Source organism: Rahnella sp. JUb53 (genome assembly GCF_004346065.1).
GTDB lineage: Bacteria > Pseudomonadota > Gammaproteobacteria > Enterobacterales > Enterobacteriaceae > Rahnella > Rahnella variigena.
Genome location: NZ_SLYT01000014.1, coordinates 25,861 through 45,438, shown reverse-complemented (window position 1 = coordinate 45,438; position 19,578 = coordinate 25,861). Strand labels below are relative to the sequence as shown.

The following is a 19,578-nucleotide window of genomic DNA, read 5'->3' as shown; positions in this document are numbered from 1 at the left end:
AACTGGAAATATCTTGTAAAAGCCGTATGAATCAGTAAATTGCGAAGTACAGAGCAGTGTATGCGTATTCTTGCTGACTTGAATCAATTCAGCACCGGTGTTTTGTTATACTATAGGCTCAAACGCTAGTAAGCCCTTTTGGCTGCACAAGAAAAATTCGCCCAACAGGCTGGCTCAAGATTCTTAAGAAATTGCATCTACAAGTTCAGAGGTAGTCATGATCAAAAAAATTGGTGTACTGACAAGTGGTGGCGATGCCCCAGGCATGAATGCTGCGATCCGTGGCGTTGTCCGCTCCGCTTTATCTGCAGATTTAGAAGTCTACGGTATTGAAGATGGCTACCTCGGCATGTACGAAAACCGCATGCGCAAACTGGATCGCTACAGCGTTTCAGACATGATTAACCGCGGCGGTACTTTCCTGGGTTCAGCTCGTTTCCCGGAATTCCGTGACCCGGAAATGCGTAAAGTGGCGCTGCAGAATATGAAAGACCGCGGTATTGATGGCCTGGTGGTTATCGGTGGTGACGGTTCTTATGCAGGTGCAGACTTGCTGACCAAAGAAGGCGGCATCCGTTGTATCGGCCTGCCAGGCACTATCGATAACGATGTTGCCGGTACTGACTACACCATCGGTTTCTTCACGGCGCTGGGCACTGTGGTAGAAGCGATTGACCGTCTGCGTGATACCTCCTCTTCACACCAGCGTATCTCCATCGTTGAAGTGATGGGCCGTTATTGCGGCGACCTGACTCTGGCGGCTGCGATTGCCGGTGGTTGCGAATTTATCGCTATCCCGGAAGTTGAATTCAAACGTGATGATCTGGTTGCTGAAATCAAAGCAGGCATCGCGAAAGGTAAAAAACACGCGATCGTCGCCATCACGGAGAAGTTAGATAACATCGAAGAGCTGGCCAAATACATTGAGAAAGAAACCTGCCGCGAAACGCGTGGCACGGTATTAGGTCACATTCAGCGTGGTGGTGCGCCAGTCGCTTACGACCGCATCTTAGCTTCCCGCATGGGCGCTTATGCTGTTGACCTGCTGCTGGAAGAAGGCCGCGACTATTCTCAAGGTGGTTTCTGTGTCGGCGTAGAAAACGAGAAAATGGTTCACGAGCTCATCTCGGTTTGTATCGCACCAGAGAACAAGAAAAGCAAATTCAAAGAAGACTGGTACGACACTGCGAAAAAACTGTTCTGATACAGTTAATTACGCAATCGAAAGAACCTCCTTTACGGGAGGTTTTTTTTCGCCCGTCCTTTGTTTATTCCAGAAAGTAATAGAAAAAAACCTTTTATTCTTTATGCGTTTCATTTTTATCTGGCACGCTCTCCTTAACGAACAAATAAATGAAATCCATAGAAACTATCTCGGGAGAGTGCGATGCGTAAATGGGCAGTAGGTTTGGGATTACTGTTGGTGGCAACCGGAGCAATTGCCAAAGATATTCAGATTCTGAACGTGTCATACGATCCAACGCGTGAGTTCTATGAACAATACAACAAAGCGTTCAGCAAATACTGGCAGGCAAAAACTGGCGATACCGTGACCGTGCGTCAGTCGCATGGCGGTTCAGGAAAACAGGCCACGTCTGTTATTAACGGCATTGAAGCGGATGTGGTAACACTGGCGCTGGCGTATGACGTTGATGCTATTGCCGAGCGCGGTCGTATCGATAAAAACTGGATCACCCGTCTGCCGGACAACTCTGCACCTTATACGTCCACCATTGTTTTCCTGGTGCGCAAAGGCAATCCGAAACAAATTCACGACTGGAATGATTTGATCAAGCCGGGCGTGTCGGTTATCACGCCGAACCCTAAAACGTCAGGCGGTGCCCGCTGGAACTATCTCGCAGCATGGGGTTATGCCCTGCATCACAACAACAATGATAAAGCGAAGGCTCAGGATTTCGTGAAAGCATTGTATAAAAACGTCGAAGTGCTGGATTCCGGCGCGCGTGGCGCAACCAATACTTTCGTTGAGCGCGGTATCGGTGATGTGCTGATTGCGTGGGAAAACGAAGCGTTGCTGGCGACCAAAGAAGTCGGCAAAGATAAGTTTGAAATCGTGACGCCAAGCGAATCGATTCTGGCTGAGCCAACGGTTTCTGTGGTCGATAAAGTGGTGGATAAACGTGATACCCGCACTGTGGCGGATGCCTATCTGAAGTATCTGTATTCACCGGAAGGCCAGACTATCGCGGCAGAAAACTATTACCGCCCTCGTGATCCGCAAGTCGAAAAGAAATTCGCTTCTGAATTCCCGAAACTGAAACTGTTCACCATTGATCAGGTTGCAGGTACCTGGGCACAGGCGCAGAAAGACCATTTCGCGACAGACGGTATTTTTGATCAGATCTCTAAGCGTTAATGACGTTTTACATACAGGTCTTTCGCAAATAACTCTCTTTGCCACCAAAAAAGAAAACCCCGGCATGCCGGGGTTTTTTTGCGCAGAAGAAAAGAAACAGGCTTACGCTTGTTTAGCTTCTGCAGCCGCTTTCACGATCACTGCGAAAGCATCCGCTTTCAGTGATGCGCCGCCAACCAGTGCGCCATCGATGTCTGGCTGGGTGAACAGCTCAGCAGCGTTAGCCGCGTTAACGGAACCGCCGTACTGGATGATCACTTGTTCAGCAACCGCAGCATCTTGTTTCGCGATGTGGTCACGGATGAATTTGTGAACTGCCTGAGCTTGTGCAGGAGTTGCCGATTTACCGGTACCGATCGCCCAAACTGGTTCGTAAGCGATAACTGCGCCTTCGAATGCTTTCGCGCCCAGAGTGTTCAGAACCGCATCCAGTTGCTTAGCGCAAACGGCTTCAGTTTTGCCAGCTTCGTTTTCTGCTTCGGTTTCACCGATGCACAGAACCGGGATCAGACCCGCTTCTTTCAGCACGCCGAATTTCTTCGCGATGAACTCGTCGCTTTCTTTGTGGTAAGTGCGGCGTTCTGAGTGACCGATGATGATGTATTGCGCACCGATGTCTTTCAGCATGTCGGCAGAGATTTCGCCGGTGAATGCGCCGGACAGGTTAGCATCAACGTTCTGAGCACCCAGCGCGATACGGCTGCCAGCCAGAGCGTGTTTAGCCTGTGACAGGTAAACTTCTGGTGGAGCAATCGCAACGCCACAACCTACTACTGTGCTCAGTTCAGTACGCAGAGCAGCAATCAGTTCGTTAACCATGTGGGTGCTGCCGTTAAGCTTCCAGTTACCCATCACTAATGGATGTCGCATGTTTTTTCCTCCAAAAGGGGACGCGAGTGTCGATTAAAATTTCTGCCAAATAAGCAGATTACCTGTGCAACAGTATAGAGATCATTGGACGTAAAGGCTTTGCTTTTTGTCATTAAAAGCCGTCATCTCACGGCTCAGCCAGCGCAAGCTTGACCGGCTCCACGGCGAATGTCAGACCTTTTTCGCCATTGTCTGAAATCACAAAACGCACCGCGCCCACTTCCTGCTTATAAAACTGCTGGCCTTTACCTTTCTCAATCATGGACGTCACTTTCGCCACACTTTGTGGCGCAGAAAGTGTGGCGTCAAACTGACGCATCAGGTTCGCCATGTAGCTGATCGCCAGCGTGCGCGCGGCTTTCTCTTCGGCACCCTGAATCGGCAAATAGGTAATTTGCAGCGTTTTGATTTTGCCGGTGCCTTTTTCCAGCGCCGTCGAAGCGTACAGATTTTCGTTAATCTTGCTGGCGGCGCGGGTCAGGGAACTGTTCGCCGATTTGTCGCTGATGGAACGGAACTCGCCAATCTGCTGAGTCGGATTGGCTTCATTATATTTTGCGCGGAAATTGATCAGCGTCGTTTCAAACGTCGGTGCGCCGGCCAGCAGATAAGGTGCCTTTGGCATCTCTTCTGCGCCTGAATGATCGGTCGGTGGATCGGCAAGCGCGACATTCTGGCAGGCCAGTATCAACAGCGCTGGCAGCGCCAGGCGTAATAAAGATTGAGCAACAGTCATAGGGCATTTCTTATTTTGTTTCAACAGACCGATTAAAGCGGGGAACGGGGGGTAATGTCAAAAGGAGAGCGTAAAGATTCTCGCCGCCGCTGCCTGTGGGTTACACTCCGCCTGATTTAACAATTTACTCCCATTGGACTTTACGGAACGGACTGTCAATGACGTTACAGCATGCACTGTTTTCTTTTAACGGCCGCCTGGGTCGCCGCGATTTCTGGATCTGGATGGTCAGCTGGCTGATTCTGATGGTGGCTGATTTCTTTTTCGCCGCACAGGAATGGATTACCTATCAGACAGCCGGTTTTGCGCTGGTCGTATTACTGTGGCCGACTGCGGCGGTGCTGGTGAAAAGATTGCATGATCGCAATAAATCCGCCTGGTGGGCATTGCTGTTTGTGCTGGCGTGGATGCTGGTGGCCGGTAACTGGGCTGCGGCGATGCCGCAAACCTGGAGCTGGGTATTAGGCCGTCTGGCGCCATCCGTGATTTTCATCATGCTGATTATCGACTGCGGCGCGTTTGTCGGTACGCCGGGCACAAATCGTTTTGGCCCGGAACCGGATGACGTTAGATTCCGCTAGTTTTGCGGACATAGATTTACCAGTAATGCTCGCTGGTCATATGGCCCGGCTTGCGTTTGAGATGCTTGCGCATACCCCGCGTGTCTTTCAGGACTTGCTGGGTATCGCGCACCATCTGCGGGTTTCCGCACAGCATCACATGGCTGTCTTCTGCCAGCATCTTCAGGCCGACAGCCGTTTCCAGCGTGCCGTTTTCAATCAGCGCAGGTACACGACCGCTCAGCGAACCGGCAATCTCTTCGCGGCTGACCACTGTCTGAATATGTAATTTGCCCTCATAGCGACGCTGAAGCTGTTGCATCAGTGGCAGATAACTCAGGTCAGCCGCGAAGCGTGCCGCGTGAACCAGAACAATATTTTTGAACCGCTCCAGCCCGAGCCCTTCCTGCAAAATCGACAGATACGGCCCGATTGCCGTGCCGGTTGCCAGCATCCACAACGTATCGCATTCCGGCACTTCTTCGATGACGAAAAAACCTGCGGCTTCTTTGGTGATATTAATTTCGTCACCCGGCTGCATCACGTGCAAGCGCGGGCTGAGCTTTCCTTCCGGCACATTGACCAGATAGAACTCCAGTTCGTTGCTGGAGGGCGTATTCACATACGAATAGGCACGCTGAACGCGCTCGCCATCGATATCCAGAGAGAGTTTGGCGAACTGGCCTGCGGTAAAAGGATCGACCGGTGCATTGACCGTGATGCTGAACAAATTGTCTGTCCAGTGCTCAACTTTTTTGACTTTTCCCGTCACCCAATCAGCCATAAAAACTCCCGTTGTTCCTGATTTATTCATGAATACCGAAACTGAGGCCTGATTTTATTTCAAATTTTTCGGATCCCTTATCGGTTAAATGTTATCAGCCTGATCAGCTCTGGTTAGCCAGTATCGATTTTTGTACACCCAGCGTTACACCGCTGGCTTATCCTGCTGCCAGTCGGCGGACGGGATAGTTCACTGCGATACTCGCTTATTCATCTTAATTTGTTAACTTATGCGCCGCCGCCCGTGCGGCCGGTTTACTGGTTATTTGTTCTGCACTTTTCCATCACTGTCTGATAATGAACTGAAAAATGAAAAAACTGGAAAACATTCACCTGCTTGTAATGTTGATTTTGCTGGTCGCTGTTGGCCAGATGGCGCAAACCATTTATGTGCCGAATATCGCGGATATGGCGACCAGTCTGGCGGTGAAACCCGGTGCCGTGCAGCGTGTGATGGCGGCCTATCTGCTGACGTACGGCGGTTCGCAGCTGATTTACGGACCGCTCTCCGATAACATCGGGCGCAGACCGGTGATCCTGGCCGGGCTGATGATTTTCCTGATTGGCGCGGCGGGCGCAATGATGTCGACCAGTCTGAATATGCTGATCCTGGCCAGTGCGGTACAGGGGCTGGGTACCGGCGTGGCGGGCGTGATGGCGCGCACCATGCCGCGTGATTTGTACAGCGGTGGTGCATTGCGTCATGCCAACAGCCTGCTGAACATGGGAATTCTGGTGAGTCCGCTGCTGGCACCGGTCATCGGCGGCGCTTTGTCTGCGTGGCTGGGCTGGCGTGCAAGCTTTGGTTTTCTGCTGATCCTGTGCGCGGGCGTGGCGTTTTCTATGTACCGCTGGCTGCCGGAAACCCGTCCGGAATTCACGGCTGATAATCCGCCGCGTAAAATGTTCGCCAGCCTGCGTTTATTGCTGGCAGATGCCAACTTCAGCCGCTATCTGGTGATGCTGGTCGGTGCGCTGGCCGGTGTGGCGGTCTTCGAAGCCAGCTGTGGCGTGCTGATGGGCGGCGTTCTCGGGCTGAGCGGCGTGATGGTCAGCATCCTGTTTATCCTGCCGATCCCCGCGGCATTCTTTGGTGCCTGGTATGCCGGGCGTACCGAAAAAAGTTTCCAGCAGCTGATGTGGCATTCGGTCATCAGTTGTCTGCTGGCCGGGCTGGCGATGTGGATCCCTGGCTGGCTGGGCATCATGAATATCTGGACGCTGATCGTTCCCGCTTCTCTGTTCTTCTTCGGCGCTGGCATGTTGTTCCCATTGGCGACTACCGGCGCGATGGAGCCTTTCCCTTATCTGGCCGGTGCGGCGGGTGCGCTGGTGGGTGGCCTGCAAAATATGGGCTCGGGGCTGGTGGCGTGGATGTCTGCGATGTTGCCGCAAACGGGTCAGTTCAGTCTGGGTTTGCTGATGTTTGCGATGGCGGTACTGATCTTGCTGTGCTGGTGGCCAATGTCGAACCGTCAGCAGGAGCAGGGCCATACGGTCTGATACTGTTTCCGGCGCATAAAAAAAGCAGAGCTGAGCTCTGCTTTTTGTCTTTAAGGGCATCCAGTCAGATAATAAATTCGTGCAACGCGGCGTCTTTACGGTCGAGATAATGCGTCGAGCGGATACGACGGATGGTGCGGGATTTACCGCGGATCAACAGCGTTTCGGTGGTCGCCATATTTCCTTTACGGCTGATACCTTCCAGCAGATCGCCTTTGGTAATGCCGGTTGCGGAGAAAATCACGTTATCGTTACGCGCCATATCATCGAGCAGCAGCACTTTACCCGCCTCAATCCCCATCGCCTGACAACGCGCCAGCTCATCTTCGCCCATGCGGCGGTTTTCCGGCGTATCGCCTTTCACGTGATGACGTGCCAGTAAACGGCCTTGCATATCACCATCCAGCGCGCGGATCACCGCAGCGGAAATCACCCCTTCAGGTGCGCCGCCGATGCCGTACAACACGTCCACTTCGCTTTCCGGCATACAGGTCAGAATAGTTGCCGCCACGTCGCCGTCCGGGAATGCGAACACACGCACGCCGGAGGCCAGCATTTCACGGATAGCGTCGTCATGGCGTGGTTTCGCCAAAACAGCCACAGTCAGTTCTGTCAGGGGTTTATCCAGCGCTCTGGCGATATTCGCCAGATTCTCAGCCAGCGTCAGGTTCAGATCGATAGCGCCTTTGGCTCCCGGCCCGACGGCGATTTTTTCCATGTACATGTCCGGCGCATTGAGGAAAGACCCTTTGTCGCCGACGGCCAGAACGGCCAGTGCGTTGGATTGTCCCATTGCAGTCATGCGCGTACCTTCAATCGGATCGACCGCGATATCCACCGCATCGCCATTCCCGGTTCCGACCTTTTCACCGATATACAGCATCGGCGCTTCATCGATTTCCCCTTCGCCAATGACGATAGTGCCGTCGATATCGACTTTGTTGAGCATGATGCGCATGGACTGAACGGCAGCGTTGTCGGCGAGGTTTTTATCACCCCGGCCCAGCCATTTATAACCGGCGAGCGCGGCAGCTTCGGTCACGCGGGAGAACTCGATTGCTAATTCACGTTTCATTGGAAAGCCTGTAGAAAGAAAAAAAGAGGTCGGTGAGGCAGGGCTCATCTGTGGAGCGATTTTAGCACAACGGGGAATCGGCATAAAAAAACTCCCCGTGCGGGGAGTTTCAGAAAGGTGTTGGCGATAATATCCGGCGATTACTCGTCGTGATCTTCCCACGAGCGAACGCGTGCCACCGCTTTTTGCCAGCCTTTATAGCGGACATTACGTTCCGTCGTTTCAATGCTTGGGCGGAATTCGCGTTCAATAGTGGCTTTGCTGCGCACTTCTTCCAGATCGTTCCAGAAGCCGACGGCCAGACCTGCAAGGAAAGCAGAACCCAGCGCGGTGACTTCCAGCACTTCCGGACGCTCAACGCGGGTGCCCAGAATGTCTGACTGGAATTGCATCAGGAAGTTGTTGGCAACCGCGCCGCCGTCCACACGCAGCGCCTGCAGACGTGTGCCTGAGTCAGCCTGCATCGCATCCAGCACGTCGCGGGTCTGGTAAGCGATAGATTCCAGTGTTGCACGGATGATGTGGTTGCTGTTGGCGCCACGGCTCAGACCGAAGATGGCACCACGGGCATACGGGTCCCAGTAAGGCGCACCGAGTCCGGTGAAAGCCGGTACCACGTAAACGCCGTTGGTGTCTTTCACTTTAGAGGCGAAGTATTCGGAGTCTGTTGCGTCGCTGATCAGTTTCAGTTCGTCGCGCAGCCACTGAATCGAAGCCCCGCCAACAAACACCGCGCCTTCCAGTGCGTAGTTCACTTCGCCGCGCGGACCGCAGGCGATGGTGGTCAGCAGACCGTTTTTAGACGCGACCGCTTCAGTACCGGTGTTCATCAGCAGGAAGCAGCCGGTGCCGTAAGTATTTTTAGCCATACCCGGTTGTACGCAAAGCTGGCCATAAAGCGCCGCCTGCTGGTCACCTGCGATACCGGCGATTGGAATACGCGTACCGCCTTTACCACCGATGTTGGTCTGGCCGTAAATCTCAGAAGAAGGACGCACTTCCGGCAGCATTTCACGCGGAATATCCAGCGCTTCCAGCATACGGTCATCCCACTTCAGGTCGTGGATGTTGAACAGCATGGTACGTGAGGCGTTAGTGTAATCCGTTACGTGAACGCGTCCCTGAGTCATTTTCCAGACTAACCAGGTGTCTACAGTGCCGAACAGCAGTTCGCCACGTTTAGCACGCTCGCGGGAGCCTTCAACGTGATCGAGGATCCATTTCAGTTTGGTGCCGGAGAAATACGGGTCAACCACCAGGCCGGTGTTATGACGGATGTACTCTTCCATGCCATCTTTTTTCAGCTTTTCACAGATGTCAGCAGTACGGCGGCATTGCCACACAATCGCGTTATAGATTGGCTTGCCGGTTTCTTTTTCCCACACGATGGTGGTTTCACGCTGGTTGGTGATACCGATACCGGCGATCTGATCAGAGTTGATGTCGGCTTTCGCCAGCACTTCCACCAGCACCGAGCTTTGCGAAGACCAGATTTCCATCGGGTCATGCTCAACCCAGCCAGATTTAGGGTATATCTGGGTGAATTCGCGCTGTGAAACGCTGACGATGTTGGCATCGTGATCCAGAACCACGGCGCGTGAACTGGTCGTACCCTGGTCGAGTGCGACAATGTATTTTTTTTCGTGAGTCGTATCTGCTGACATAATGTTCATCCTGCGAATAAGTAAGCTGTGGAACAGTTTAGCCGATCAGGCCTTACGCTGTTTGGTTGGCTGCGGTGCTTTATCTTCAACCGGCACATTAATCTGATGTGGCAAATGACGACTAATCAACGCTTTATAACCTGCGGCACCCAGGGCAGCACCCACCAGCGGACCGAAAATAGGCACCAGGAAATAAGGGATATCGCGTGCACCGGTGAAGGCGACTTTGCCCCAGCCAGCGAAGTAGGCGAAAAGCTTAGGACCGAAGTCACGCGCAGGATTCAGGGCGAATCCGGTCAGTGGCCCCATTGATGCGCCGATAACTGCAATCAGAATACCGATCAGCAGCGGTGCCAGCGGGCCACGCGGCAGGCCGTTACCGTCGTCAGTCAGGCCGAGGATCAGCGCCATCAGAACTGCAGTAATCACGGTTTCAACGAAGAATGCCTGTAATACGCTGATGTGCGGGTTTGGATAGGTCGAGAAGATACCGGCCAGATCCAGACTTTCGACACTGCCGCGCACCATGTTGTGGCTTTGCTCGAAATCGAAGAACAGATTGTAATAAAGGCCGTAGACCAGTGCGGCGGCACAGAAGGCGCCTGCAACCTGTGCGATGATGTAAGGCAGAACTTTGCGTCCTTCAAAGTTCGCGAACAAACATAAGGCGACGGTTACAGCCGGGTTCAGGTGTGCGCCTGAAATCGCGGCAGTCAGGTAGATGGCCATTGCCACACCAAATCCCCAGACGATACTGATTTCCCACTGGCCAAAGGATGCTCCGGCAAGTTTCAGCGCAGCAACACAGCCCGCACCGAAGAAAATGATAAGCCCGGTACCCAGAAACTCAGCGATGCACTGACCTTTTAATGTGGAACTCATGGTTTGGCTCATAGTTTGATCCTGCTAAGGATGATGTTAATGGTTAGTTATAGTTTTTCTGTCGTGCGTACGTGAACGTAATCGGATTTTGACGTTCATCATTAAATGAGAACGTAATGTGAATTTATCGTTAACGAGCATAAACGAGAAATAGCGAAATCAAATTTTGTGTGTCGTGTCATAAAAATGAGCGATTTCGCGTATTGGCTTAACTTGATGTAGAGCAAAAAGCACGGGGGTTTAACATTTTATAGGGGCGTTTGAGCCAAACGAACACCCCGCTGCATGGCACTACGGCGGCTAAGGTTATTCGGTATTAACGACGATTTCTGGTAAGAGGTACCGCTTTTTAAGCATTTCCTGATACCCCGCACTGTTAAATTGCAACAGACTGCGTGGATAAAGGGGTTCTGGGTAGACAGGGCAAAGCTGGCTACATACAATCACCCGTTAAGACACCCGACGTTTATACGAAATTTTGAATTGAATTCGTTATGAAAATCGACGGAGTGCAGGAATTTTTGAGCCGTGTCCGGACGATGCGGCAGAACATAAGATGTGCGCCTTGCGAACATAAGGGGACCGAAAAATGTCATTTGAAGTATTTGAGAAATTAGAAGCTAAAGTTCAGCAAGCGATTGATACCATCACTCTGTTGCAGATGGAAATCGAAGAACTGAAAGAACAGAACAACACCTTGTCTCAGGAAGTTCAGCAGGCCAGCGGCAACCACGAGTCTCTGGTGCGTGAAAACGCGCAGCTGAAAGAAGAACAACACGTCTGGCAGGATCGTCTGCGTGCACTGTTGGGAAAAATGGAAGAAGTCTGAGTACTTCCGCCATTCAATGAAAAAGGACGCCTCGGCGTCCTTTTTTGTGGCTGAAAACAGCGGTTTACTCGATATCGAGCGGATCTTCTGACAACACGATGCCGGTATTGTCGGCATACAGATGATCGCCGGAGAAGAAGGTGACGCCGCCAAAATTGACACGAATGTCGCTTTCGCCGATCCCTTCACTGCCTGCGCCCGCAGGAATGGCTGCCATCGCCTGAATGCCGATGTCGAGCTCTTCCAGATCGTCTACCTGACGGACAGCACCGTAAATCACAATGCCTTCCCATTCGTTTTGCAATGCCTGGCGTGCCAGTCCGGCATCCAGCAATGCGCGACGAACAGAGCCGCCGCCATCGACCACTAACACGCGGCCACGGCCGTTTTCTTCCAGCAGGTCATAAAGCAAGCCATTATCTTCAAAGCATTTCACTGTCGTGATTTGCCCGCCAAATGAAGTACGGCCGCCAAAGTTGGAGAACAGGGGTTCGACGACATTCACTTCTTCATGGTAGATGTCGCAAAGTTCGGAAGTATCGTATTTCATAGGATTTCATCTGGTTGCTGCATGAGTGTTCAGTATATCCCTTTCCGGCAGATGTTGGCAAAATCATCAATTGTTAAATGTGAAAAGCAGCCCGATAAACGCACATCAGGCCAACTTTACTCAGTTCAGCAACAGACCTATTGCAAACAAGACGTTAGTCAGTAACGCCGCTTTTACCATATGTTCCAGAAGGGGACGTACTTCGGTGGATGTTTTAGCGCGCATCACACGCAGGACGTGTTTTGCCAGCACCGGAATCGCCAGAATAAACAACCAGCCAGTCCAGTGATGCAGATGCACGGCGGAGAATATCGCCAGACACACGACAGCGGCCGTCAGGATGGTTGCATGATAGCGGCGGGCGTTGACCGGGCCGAGACGTACAGCCAGCGTGTTCTTGCCATTCGCGCTGTCGGTTTCGATATCGCGCAAATTATTGATATTGAGCACCGCGGTCGAGAGCAAACCGGTCGCTGTCGCCGGTAACATCACGATCCAGTCGAAATAACCCGCCTGCAAATAGAATGTGCCCGCGACGCTTATCCAGCCGAAGAAAATCAGCACGGAAATATCACCCAGTCCCATGTAGCCGTAAGGGCGCGTGCCGACGGTATAGGTGATGGCGGCGCCAATCGAGAGCAGACCGAGGATCAGAAAACCTACCACGTCGCTCGGTTTGTGGCAGGCAACGGCAATCAGTGCAATCCCGCAAACGATGGTCAGCGCAATAGTCAGCATGATGGCGCGCTTCATTTGCGCGGCCGTAATCAGGCCTTTTTGCATCCCGCGCAATGGCCCGATGCGATCGGGTGTATCGCTGCCTTTTTCGGCGTCGCCATAGTCATTTGCCAGATTCGACAGAATTTGCAGACATCCGGCAGTCAGAAGTGCCAGAAGCGCGATAAGCGGATGGAAAACGCCTTGCAGGCTGGCAATGGCAGACCCCATGACGATAGAGGCAAAAGCCAGGGGCAACGTTTTTGGACGCAGGCTTTCCAGCCACGCGCGGGCAGGCGTTGTCGGGGTGCAGGGAGTCATTGTGCTCATAGGTGATTTCGCTCAGGTGAAGAATCAGTCCGAAATCTAAAAAAAAATCAGGGAGGCAAACGCCTCCCTGAAGATCACTTTCGGAACGTATGAGCAAATTATAAGATAAAACGGCTCAGATCTTCATCAGCAACCAGCTGGTCAAGGTGGCTTCTAACATAATCTGCATCAATGTTTATAGAGATTCCGTTACTTTCACTCGCGTCATAGGAGATATCCTCCATCAAACGCTCCAGAACGGTATGCAGTCGACGTGCACCAATGTTCTCGGTGGTTTCGTTCACCTGCCATGCTGCTTCGGCAATACGACGGATACCGTCAGCCGTGAAATCAATGGTCACGCCTTCGGTCGCCATCAATGCTTTGTACTGATGAGTCAGCGAAGCACTCGGCTCGGTCAGGATGCGCTCGAAGTCTTCAGTCGACAGCGCCTGCAGTTCCACACGGATTGGCAGACGGCCCTGCAATTCAGGGATCAGGTCTGACGGGCTGGCAGTCTGGAAAGCACCGGAGGCGATAAACAGGATGTGATCCGTTTTCACCATGCCGTGCTTGGTCGAAACCGTGCAGCCTTCTACCAGTGGCAGCAGGTCGCGCTGAACACCTTCACGGGAAACGTCAGGACCGGAGCTTTGGCCGCCGCGTTTACAGATTTTATCGATCTCATCAATAAACACGATACCGTGCTGTTCAACGGCTTCAATCGCCTGTTCTTTCAGCTCTTCCGGGTTCACCAGTTTTGCCGCTTCTTCCTCAATCAGCAGCTTATACGCTTCTTTGATTTTCAGTTTGCGCGGTTTCTGTTTCTGAGCACCCATGCTCTGGAACATCGACTGGAGCTGATTAGTCATTTCTTCCATGCCCGGAGGGGACATGATTTCAACGCCCATCGGACCGGATGCCAGACTGATTTCGATTTCTTTATCGTCGAGCTGGCCTTCACGCAGTTTCTTGCGGAAGTTCTGGCGTGCGGCAGAAGGTTCCTGCGCTTCGTCAGCCTGTCCCCAGTTGTTTTTCGCTGGCGGGATCAGCACGTCGAGAATGCGCTCTTCAGCCATTTCTTCGGCACGGTAACGGTTTTTCTCGATCGATTGCAGGCGCACCATTTTCACGGCGGAATCGGTCAGATCGCGGATAATAGAGTCTACTTCTTTACCGACATAACCCACTTCGGTGAATTTGGTTGCTTCAACTTTGATGAACGGCGCATTAGCCAGTTTGGCCAGGCGACGCGCGATTTCGGTTTTACCGACACCGGTCGGTCCGATCATCAGAATATTTTTCGGGGTGACTTCGTGGCGCAGCGCTTCATCAAGCTGCATACGGCGCCAGCGATTACGCAAAGCAATGGCCACGGCGCGTTTCGCTTTATCCTGGCCAATGATGTAGCTGTCTAACTCGCTGACAATCTCGCGCGGGGTCATCTCAGACATAATTTTCGATCCTTACGCTTTAGAAGACAATTCTTCGATAGTGTGGAATTGGTTGGTGTAGATGCAGATGTCACCGGCGATGCTCAGCGATTTTTCGACGATGTCGCGTGCTTCAAGCTCTGAGTTTTCCAGCAATGCACGGGCTGCCGCTTGCGCGTACGGGCCACCGGAACCAATCGCGATCAGATCGTTTTCAGGCTGGATAACGTCACCGTTACCGCTGATGATAAGGGATGCGTTTTCATCGGCCACGGCCAGAAGGGCTTCCAGACGACGTAACATGCGGTCAGTACGCCAGTCTTTTGCCAGTTCAACGGCGGCTTTCACCAGATGACCCTGGTGCATTTCCAGTTTGCGTTCGAACAGCTCAAACAGCGTGAAGGCATCAGCAGTACCGCCAGCAAAACCGGCGATCACTTTGTCGTTATACAGGCGACGTACTTTTTTGACATTGCCCTTCATGACGGTATTTCCCAATGTGGCCTGGCCATCACCACCAATAACGACCTTGCCGTTGCGGCGTACACTTACAATTGTTGTCACGAGCGGTTCCTCGTTGCAGACGGAAAAGATCCCCGCAGGTTTGCGGGACACTGAGCGTGTCTCACAAACTTACGGGGCATATTGAAAGTATAGATTGGGGAAGGATTACGGGTTTTCAACCCCCGGTTGCGACGGGAATGCAACCGGATATGCCAGCGCCTTTGAGGCGCGATAGTGTGCTGTCAGCACCAGAACGGCTGTTGTACGGGCCGATGACGACGCGACTCCAGCCTCCGCCGGTGGTGATCCGGCCTTCAAAACCTTCGAATGCCAGCTTGGCGCGCTGGGATTCCGCCTGCTCAGACCCTTTGAACGAACCGCACTGAACCACAAAGTGCTGGGTTTTTTCCTGCGCTTTCGGTTTTTCTGGCGCGACCTGCGTGATTGCCGCCGGTTGTTGCGGTTTCTCCACTTCTTTCGGCACCTCTTTCACCGGTTCTTTAACCTGTGGTTTCGGTTTTGGCTGAACGGCCTGTGTTTGCACCTGAGCCTGCGGCGCACGTACCGGCTGCGTTTGCGGCGTATACGTTGGCTGCACCTGACGCGGCTGAGTCTGTACCGGTTGCTGCTGCGCGTACGTCGGCTGTTGTTGCTGAACCTGACGCTGCGTACGTGCGGGTGCCTGTGTCGCCTGATTCGGGTCGTTATACGGCACTTCCGACAATTGTGTCGGCGTCTGGCGCATATCGGCCTGCATCTGCTCGAGCAACTGACGTTGTTCCGGTGTCAGCTGCGTCTTGGATTCTACCTGGCCACCAGCCGTCGGCTCGGTTGGCGTGGTCACGCCCATCTGGCGGTTTTCCAGCTCTTTGATGTAACGCCAGCGTTCTTCTGGCTTAGGTGGCAATCCATTACCCGGACGGACAGGATGCGTCGGCAATACCACCGCTTCTTCATGTTTATTGTGCGCAATAAAATAGAGGCCACCGACAAACACCACCAGCACCGCAACGGCTAACACCACCATGGTTTTGGAGATCGTTGGGGAACTGCGTTTTTTACTCCGGCTGGTACTTTTCCGCCGCGCTCCTGAGCGCCCACGGCTTACATAGTCTCTTTGTGCCACTATCGTTTCGCTGTGTCGTGATGAATGAAGAAGTGCGTCATGTTACTCAACCCTGAACATTTACTGAAATTAAAATCACTGAACAGCCATCAAAACTGACTCACGCTTTGGGAGCGGCGGTGCTTTCACGCACAACCAGTTCGCTGTCGAGCAGCAATGAACCGCTTTGTACCTGATTTCCCTGTAACTGCTCAAGTAATAATAACATGGCCTGACGACCAAGCTGGAATCTTGGCTGCGCGACGGTGGTCAGCGGAGGATCGGTATACTGGCTGGCCTTGATGTCATCGAAGCCGACAACCGAGAGATCCTCCGGGACGCGCAGACCCATTTTTTTCGCCTGAAACATCGCGCCAATCGCCATAATATCGTTATGACAGAAAATCGCCGTTGGCGGCTCCGGCAGCGACATCAGTTCGGTAACGGCCTGTGCGCCGGATTCATAACTAAAATCACCGTCTACCGTCAGCTGCTTTTCGACGCTTAGCCCGTTACGGCGCAGTGCCTGCACATAGCCTTGTGAACGGTACTGGCACAGCGGCATATGTTTCGGCCCGGCGATGCAGGCAATGCGCTGATGTCCCAGTTTGAGAAGATAATGTACGGCTTCAAACGCGGCGGTCAGGTTGTCAATGTGTACCGTTGGCAGTTCCAGTTCCGGCGCAAATTCGTTAGCCATCACCATAGGTGGCAAATTGCGCTGTTCTTCCTTGCTGGCGTCGAAGGGTAAATCGGAGCCGAGCAGCAACATGCCGTCAATTTGCTTGGTAATGATCAGATTGATAAAGGTTTTTTCTTGCTGATTCTGTTGGGCGCAATCGCCGATGAGCACCAGATAACCGCTTTCAGCCGCCGTGCGTTCGATCCCCTGGATCAGGTCGGAAAAAAACGGATCGCAGATGTCCGGGACGATCACCAAAATCGTACGCGATTCGTTACGTTTCAGGTTGCGGGACAGGGCGTGAGGAGAATAACCCACCGCCATGACGGCCTGATCAACCTTCTGACGGGTAGAGGCGGAGACTTTCTCCGGATTCATTAACGCGCGGGATACCGTTGCTGTTGAAACGCCTGCCTGTTCAGCCACATCTTTCATTGTCGCGGCGGGTAATTCTTTCTTGTGCTCCAACGTCTCTCTCCTTGCAACAGCATCAAACTGAGACAACAACATCAACATTCCTCACCTGGCTACCGATGATGTGTAGCACATCACATTCTAAACAGAATGTGAGTAGGATTTGTTACCTAATTTGCATTAAAAGTGTGATGCAGATGCTTTTTTCGATCCATCACGCAGAAATCATGACTAATTATGCGGATTTCCTCCACGGATCAGCTGTCAATCGGGTCCACATCCAGCGTCCATTTCACTTTTTTAGCCTGCGGCAGGCTCGCAATCAATGGCTGAGAACTTTTGATCAGATGCTGTAAAACGCGCCGTGAAGGATGCTGTAACAGCAACTGCCAGCGGAAGCGACCGCTGCGTTTGGGCTGCAAGGCGGGAACCGGCCCTAAAATCCACAGCGAATCATCTTTCAGCGGGCTGGATTCGAGCAAATTCCGTAACTGCTGGAGAAACAGCGCGGACTGCTGATTATCGTGATCTTCAGAGCGGATCAGAATATGGCTGGTAAAAGGAGGAAGAAACACGCTTTTGCGCTCCGCCAGCGTTTGTCTGGCGAACTCGTCATAGCCTTGCTGTAACAGAACCTGCAATAACGGATGTTCCGGATGGTGCGTCTGCAACACGACTTCACCCTGTTTCCCTGCGCGTCCGGCACGACCGGAAACCTGAGTATAAAGCTGGGCAAAGCGCTCGGCAGAACGGAAGTCCGCCGAGAACAGCGCGCCGTCGACGTCTAATAATGACACCAGTGTGACGTCCGGGAAGTGATGCCCTTTCGCCAGCATCTGCGTGCCGATAAGAATGCGTGCGCCGCCGCGATGGACTTCATTCAGATGTTGTTCCAGCGAGCCTTTACGGCTGGTGGTATCGCGGTCAATACGCGTGATGGGCGTATCCGGGAACAACGGCGCGAGTTCATTTTCCAGCTGTTCGGTACCAACACCGACGGAAACCAGTTGTGTCGATCCGCAATGCGGACACTGATGCGGCACAGCGCGCTGGCTGTCGCAATGGTGGCAGCGCAGCTGGCGCTGATTCTGATGCAGGGTGTAATAGTGGTCACAGCGCTGACATTCGGCAATCCAGCCGCATTCGTGGCAAAGCAGGGCAGGTGCATAACCCCGGCGATTCAGGAACAACATCACCTGATTATCGGCTTTCAGATGTTCCTGCATTTTTTGGATCAGCGGCTGAGACAGCCCGACTTTCAGCTGCAACCCTTTTAAATCCAGCAAATTCTGCCGGGCAAGTTTGGCATTCCCGGCGCGCTTGGTCAGTTTGAGCTGGCGATATTTCCCCAGTTCCACGTTGTGCAAGGTTTCCAGCGCCGGGGTCGCAGAGCCCATAATAATCGGGATATTTTCCGCATGAGCGCGGTATACCGCCAGGTCACGCGCGTGATAACGCCAGCCTTCCTGCTGCTTGTAAGAACTGTCGTGTTCTTCATCGATAATAATGACGCCCAGACGCGCGAATGGCGTAAAGAGCGAAGAGCGCGTACCGATCACAATGCCTGCTTCGCCATTACGCGCCCGCAGCCAGACGGCGAGACGCTCACTGTCGTTCAGGCCGGAATGCAGCACATCCACAGGCGCGCTGAAACGTTCGCGAAAACGCGCGATGGTTTGCGGCGTCAGGCCAATTTCAGGCACCATCACCAGCGCCTGACGACCCTGCGCCAGAATGTTTTCCAGTACGCTCAGATACACTTCGGTTTTACCTGAACCGGTCACACCGGCCAGCAGCCAGGCGGAAAACTGCTGATCTTCACTGCGGATTGCGCCAACGGCGGTGGCCTGTTCAGTATTGAGCCGTAAACGCTCGCCGACCACCGAGAAATCTTTGCGCCAGTCGAGCGTGGCGGGCGCGATGCTGCGTAAATCCGTCAGACCTTTGGCGCGTAACGCCTGCAACGCCGTATCCGTGAGATCAAGATCGGCGACCTGATGGCGATACAGTGGCTTTTGCATCAGCGCAGCCATGGCCTGCTGCTGTTTTGGCGCACGTTTGAGGCTGTCGAGCGGCGTAGCGCGCCCCTGTTCAGTGGCGAACCATTGCCATAGCGGCGTCAGTTCGGCGGGTTTCCCCTGGCGCAGTAATACCGGCAGCGCATGAAACAGCACTTCACCAATCGGATAATGATAATAGTCGGCTGCCCAGAACAGAATGCGCCACAAATCAGGGGTAAACAGACTGGAACTGTCGAGCACTTCGCGTACCGGTTTAAGCTTATCCAGGCCAAAATCACTGGATTCACTGACGTTGACGACAATACCGATAGCGTCGCGTTTACCGAAAGGCACACTGACCCGGCAACCCTTTGAAACCGCCATGTCAGGTGGCAACAGATAGTCGAAAGTACGGGCAAGCGGGACAGGTAAAGCAACGTGGGCAACAGGCATTGTGGATCCAGGCTATAAAAAAATGACGAGATAGTGTACACTGTGTCCTTCGAAATGCATGAACATCATTGCGCGGTTCTCAGAGATTCTGTATGATTCGCCGCCTTTGGTGCATTTCGTACTCAAAGCCTA

At 53.0% G+C, this 19,578-nt stretch carries 18 protein-coding genes; 5 read left to right on the top strand and 13 right to left on the bottom strand.

Annotation, left to right across the window (positions count from 1 at the left end):
• The first annotated feature begins 217 nt into the window (after nucleotides 1-217).
• Both pfkA and EC840_RS23165 read left to right on the top strand, forming a co-directional pair.
• Nucleotides 218-1,204 (top strand): 6-phosphofructokinase, encoded by a 987-nt coding sequence (pfkA, locus tag EC840_RS23170; RefSeq protein ID WP_112289334.1) that lies wholly within the window; start codon nucleotides 218-220, stop codon nucleotides 1,202-1,204.
• A gap of 183 nt (nucleotides 1,205-1,387) precedes the next feature.
• On the top strand, nucleotides 1,388-2,377 hold the full coding sequence (locus tag EC840_RS23165) for a sulfate ABC transporter substrate-binding protein (protein ID WP_113877622.1): 990 nt from the start codon (nucleotides 1,388-1,390) through the stop codon (nucleotides 2,375-2,377).
• Nucleotides 2,378-2,479: 102 nt separating this feature from the next.
• Here EC840_RS23165 and tpiA read toward each other — a convergent pair whose 3' ends face one another.
• Nucleotides 2,480-3,247, bottom strand: a complete 768-nt coding sequence (gene tpiA / locus EC840_RS23160; protein WP_112289336.1) for a triose-phosphate isomerase — start codon at nucleotides 3,245-3,247, stop codon at nucleotides 2,480-2,482.
• Between the two features lie 127 nt (nucleotides 3,248-3,374).
• A complete protein-coding gene (locus EC840_RS23155) occupies nucleotides 3,375-3,983 on the bottom strand; it encodes a DUF1454 family protein (protein WP_112289337.1) in 609 nt (202 codons plus the stop codon).
• A 158-nt stretch (nucleotides 3,984-4,141) separates the two neighbouring features.
• On the opposite strand from EC840_RS23155, the gene EC840_RS23150 reads away from it, so the two are divergent.
• Nucleotides 4,142-4,564 carry a DUF805 domain-containing protein gene (locus EC840_RS23150; RefSeq protein WP_129637822.1) on the top strand — a complete coding sequence of 141 codons (423 nt, stop codon included), beginning with the start codon at nucleotides 4,142-4,144 and terminating at the stop codon, nucleotides 4,562-4,564.
• A gap of 16 nt (nucleotides 4,565-4,580) precedes the next feature.
• Here the strand turns inward: EC840_RS23150 and fpr are convergent, their stop codons facing one another.
• Complete coding sequence (gene fpr, locus EC840_RS23145; protein ID WP_132967210.1) at nucleotides 4,581-5,327, bottom strand: ferredoxin--NADP(+) reductase; 747 nt, start codon at nucleotides 5,325-5,327, stop codon at nucleotides 4,581-4,583.
• A 308-nt stretch (nucleotides 5,328-5,635) separates the two neighbouring features.
• Here fpr and emrD point away from each other — a divergent pair, with 308 nt between their 5' ends.
• Nucleotides 5,636-6,829, top strand: a complete 1,194-nt coding sequence (emrD, locus tag EC840_RS23140) for a multidrug efflux MFS transporter EmrD (RefSeq protein ID WP_112289340.1) — start codon at nucleotides 5,636-5,638, stop codon at nucleotides 6,827-6,829.
• Nucleotides 6,830-6,893: 64 nt separating this feature from the next.
• Here the strand turns inward: emrD and glpX are convergent, their stop codons facing one another.
• From glpX to EC840_RS23125, 3 genes are all read right to left on the bottom strand, one after another.
• The gene (gene glpX / locus EC840_RS23135; protein WP_132967208.1) at nucleotides 6,894-7,904 is read right to left on the bottom strand and encodes a class II fructose-bisphosphatase; all 1,011 of its coding nucleotides are present in this window, start codon (nucleotides 7,902-7,904) and stop codon (nucleotides 6,894-6,896) included.
• A gap of 140 nt (nucleotides 7,905-8,044) precedes the next feature.
• Nucleotides 8,045-9,568 carry a glycerol kinase GlpK gene (gene glpK / locus EC840_RS23130; RefSeq protein WP_112289342.1) on the bottom strand — a complete coding sequence of 508 codons (1,524 nt, stop codon included), beginning with the start codon at nucleotides 9,566-9,568 and terminating at the stop codon, nucleotides 8,045-8,047.
• Between the two features lie 45 nt (nucleotides 9,569-9,613).
• On the bottom strand, nucleotides 9,614-10,462 hold the full coding sequence (locus tag EC840_RS23125) for an MIP/aquaporin family protein (protein ID WP_112289343.1): 849 nt from the start codon (nucleotides 10,460-10,462) through the stop codon (nucleotides 9,614-9,616).
• A gap of 577 nt (nucleotides 10,463-11,039) precedes the next feature.
• Here EC840_RS23125 and zapB point away from each other — a divergent pair.
• Nucleotides 11,040-11,279 (top strand): septal ring assembly protein ZapB, encoded by a 240-nt coding sequence (gene zapB / locus EC840_RS23120; protein WP_013577585.1) that lies wholly within the window; start codon nucleotides 11,040-11,042, stop codon nucleotides 11,277-11,279.
• 64 nt (nucleotides 11,280-11,343) lie between these two features.
• Here the strand turns inward: zapB and rraA are convergent, their stop codons facing one another.
• The 7 genes from rraA to priA form a co-directional block, all read right to left on the bottom strand.
• Complete coding sequence (gene rraA / locus EC840_RS23115) at nucleotides 11,344-11,829, bottom strand: ribonuclease E activity regulator RraA (RefSeq protein ID WP_104923992.1); 486 nt, start codon at nucleotides 11,827-11,829, stop codon at nucleotides 11,344-11,346.
• A gap of 120 nt (nucleotides 11,830-11,949) precedes the next feature.
• Nucleotides 11,950-12,876 carry a 1,4-dihydroxy-2-naphthoate polyprenyltransferase gene (locus EC840_RS23110; protein ID WP_132967206.1) on the bottom strand — a complete coding sequence of 309 codons (927 nt, stop codon included), beginning with the start codon at nucleotides 12,874-12,876 and terminating at the stop codon, nucleotides 11,950-11,952.
• A gap of 98 nt (nucleotides 12,877-12,974) precedes the next feature.
• Nucleotides 12,975-14,309, bottom strand: coding sequence for an HslU--HslV peptidase ATPase subunit (hslU, locus tag EC840_RS23105; RefSeq protein ID WP_112289345.1), 1,335 nt, complete (start codon nucleotides 14,307-14,309; stop codon nucleotides 12,975-12,977).
• A gap of 12 nt (nucleotides 14,310-14,321) precedes the next feature.
• Entirely contained in the window at nucleotides 14,322-14,852 is a 531-nt protein-coding gene (gene hslV / locus EC840_RS23100) for an ATP-dependent protease subunit HslV (protein WP_015690599.1), read from the bottom strand.
• A gap of 115 nt (nucleotides 14,853-14,967) precedes the next feature.
• Complete coding sequence (gene ftsN, locus EC840_RS23095; RefSeq protein WP_132967204.1) at nucleotides 14,968-15,918, bottom strand: cell division protein FtsN; 951 nt, start codon at nucleotides 15,916-15,918, stop codon at nucleotides 14,968-14,970.
• 100 nt (nucleotides 15,919-16,018) lie between these two features.
• Complete coding sequence (gene cytR, locus EC840_RS23090; RefSeq protein WP_112289347.1) at nucleotides 16,019-17,047, bottom strand: DNA-binding transcriptional regulator CytR; 1,029 nt, start codon at nucleotides 17,045-17,047, stop codon at nucleotides 16,019-16,021.
• Between the two features lie 203 nt (nucleotides 17,048-17,250).
• On the bottom strand, nucleotides 17,251-19,446 hold the full coding sequence (gene priA, locus EC840_RS23085) for a primosomal protein N' (protein ID WP_120163789.1): 2,196 nt from the start codon (nucleotides 19,444-19,446) through the stop codon (nucleotides 17,251-17,253).
• Between the last annotated feature and the right edge of the window lie 132 nt (nucleotides 19,447-19,578).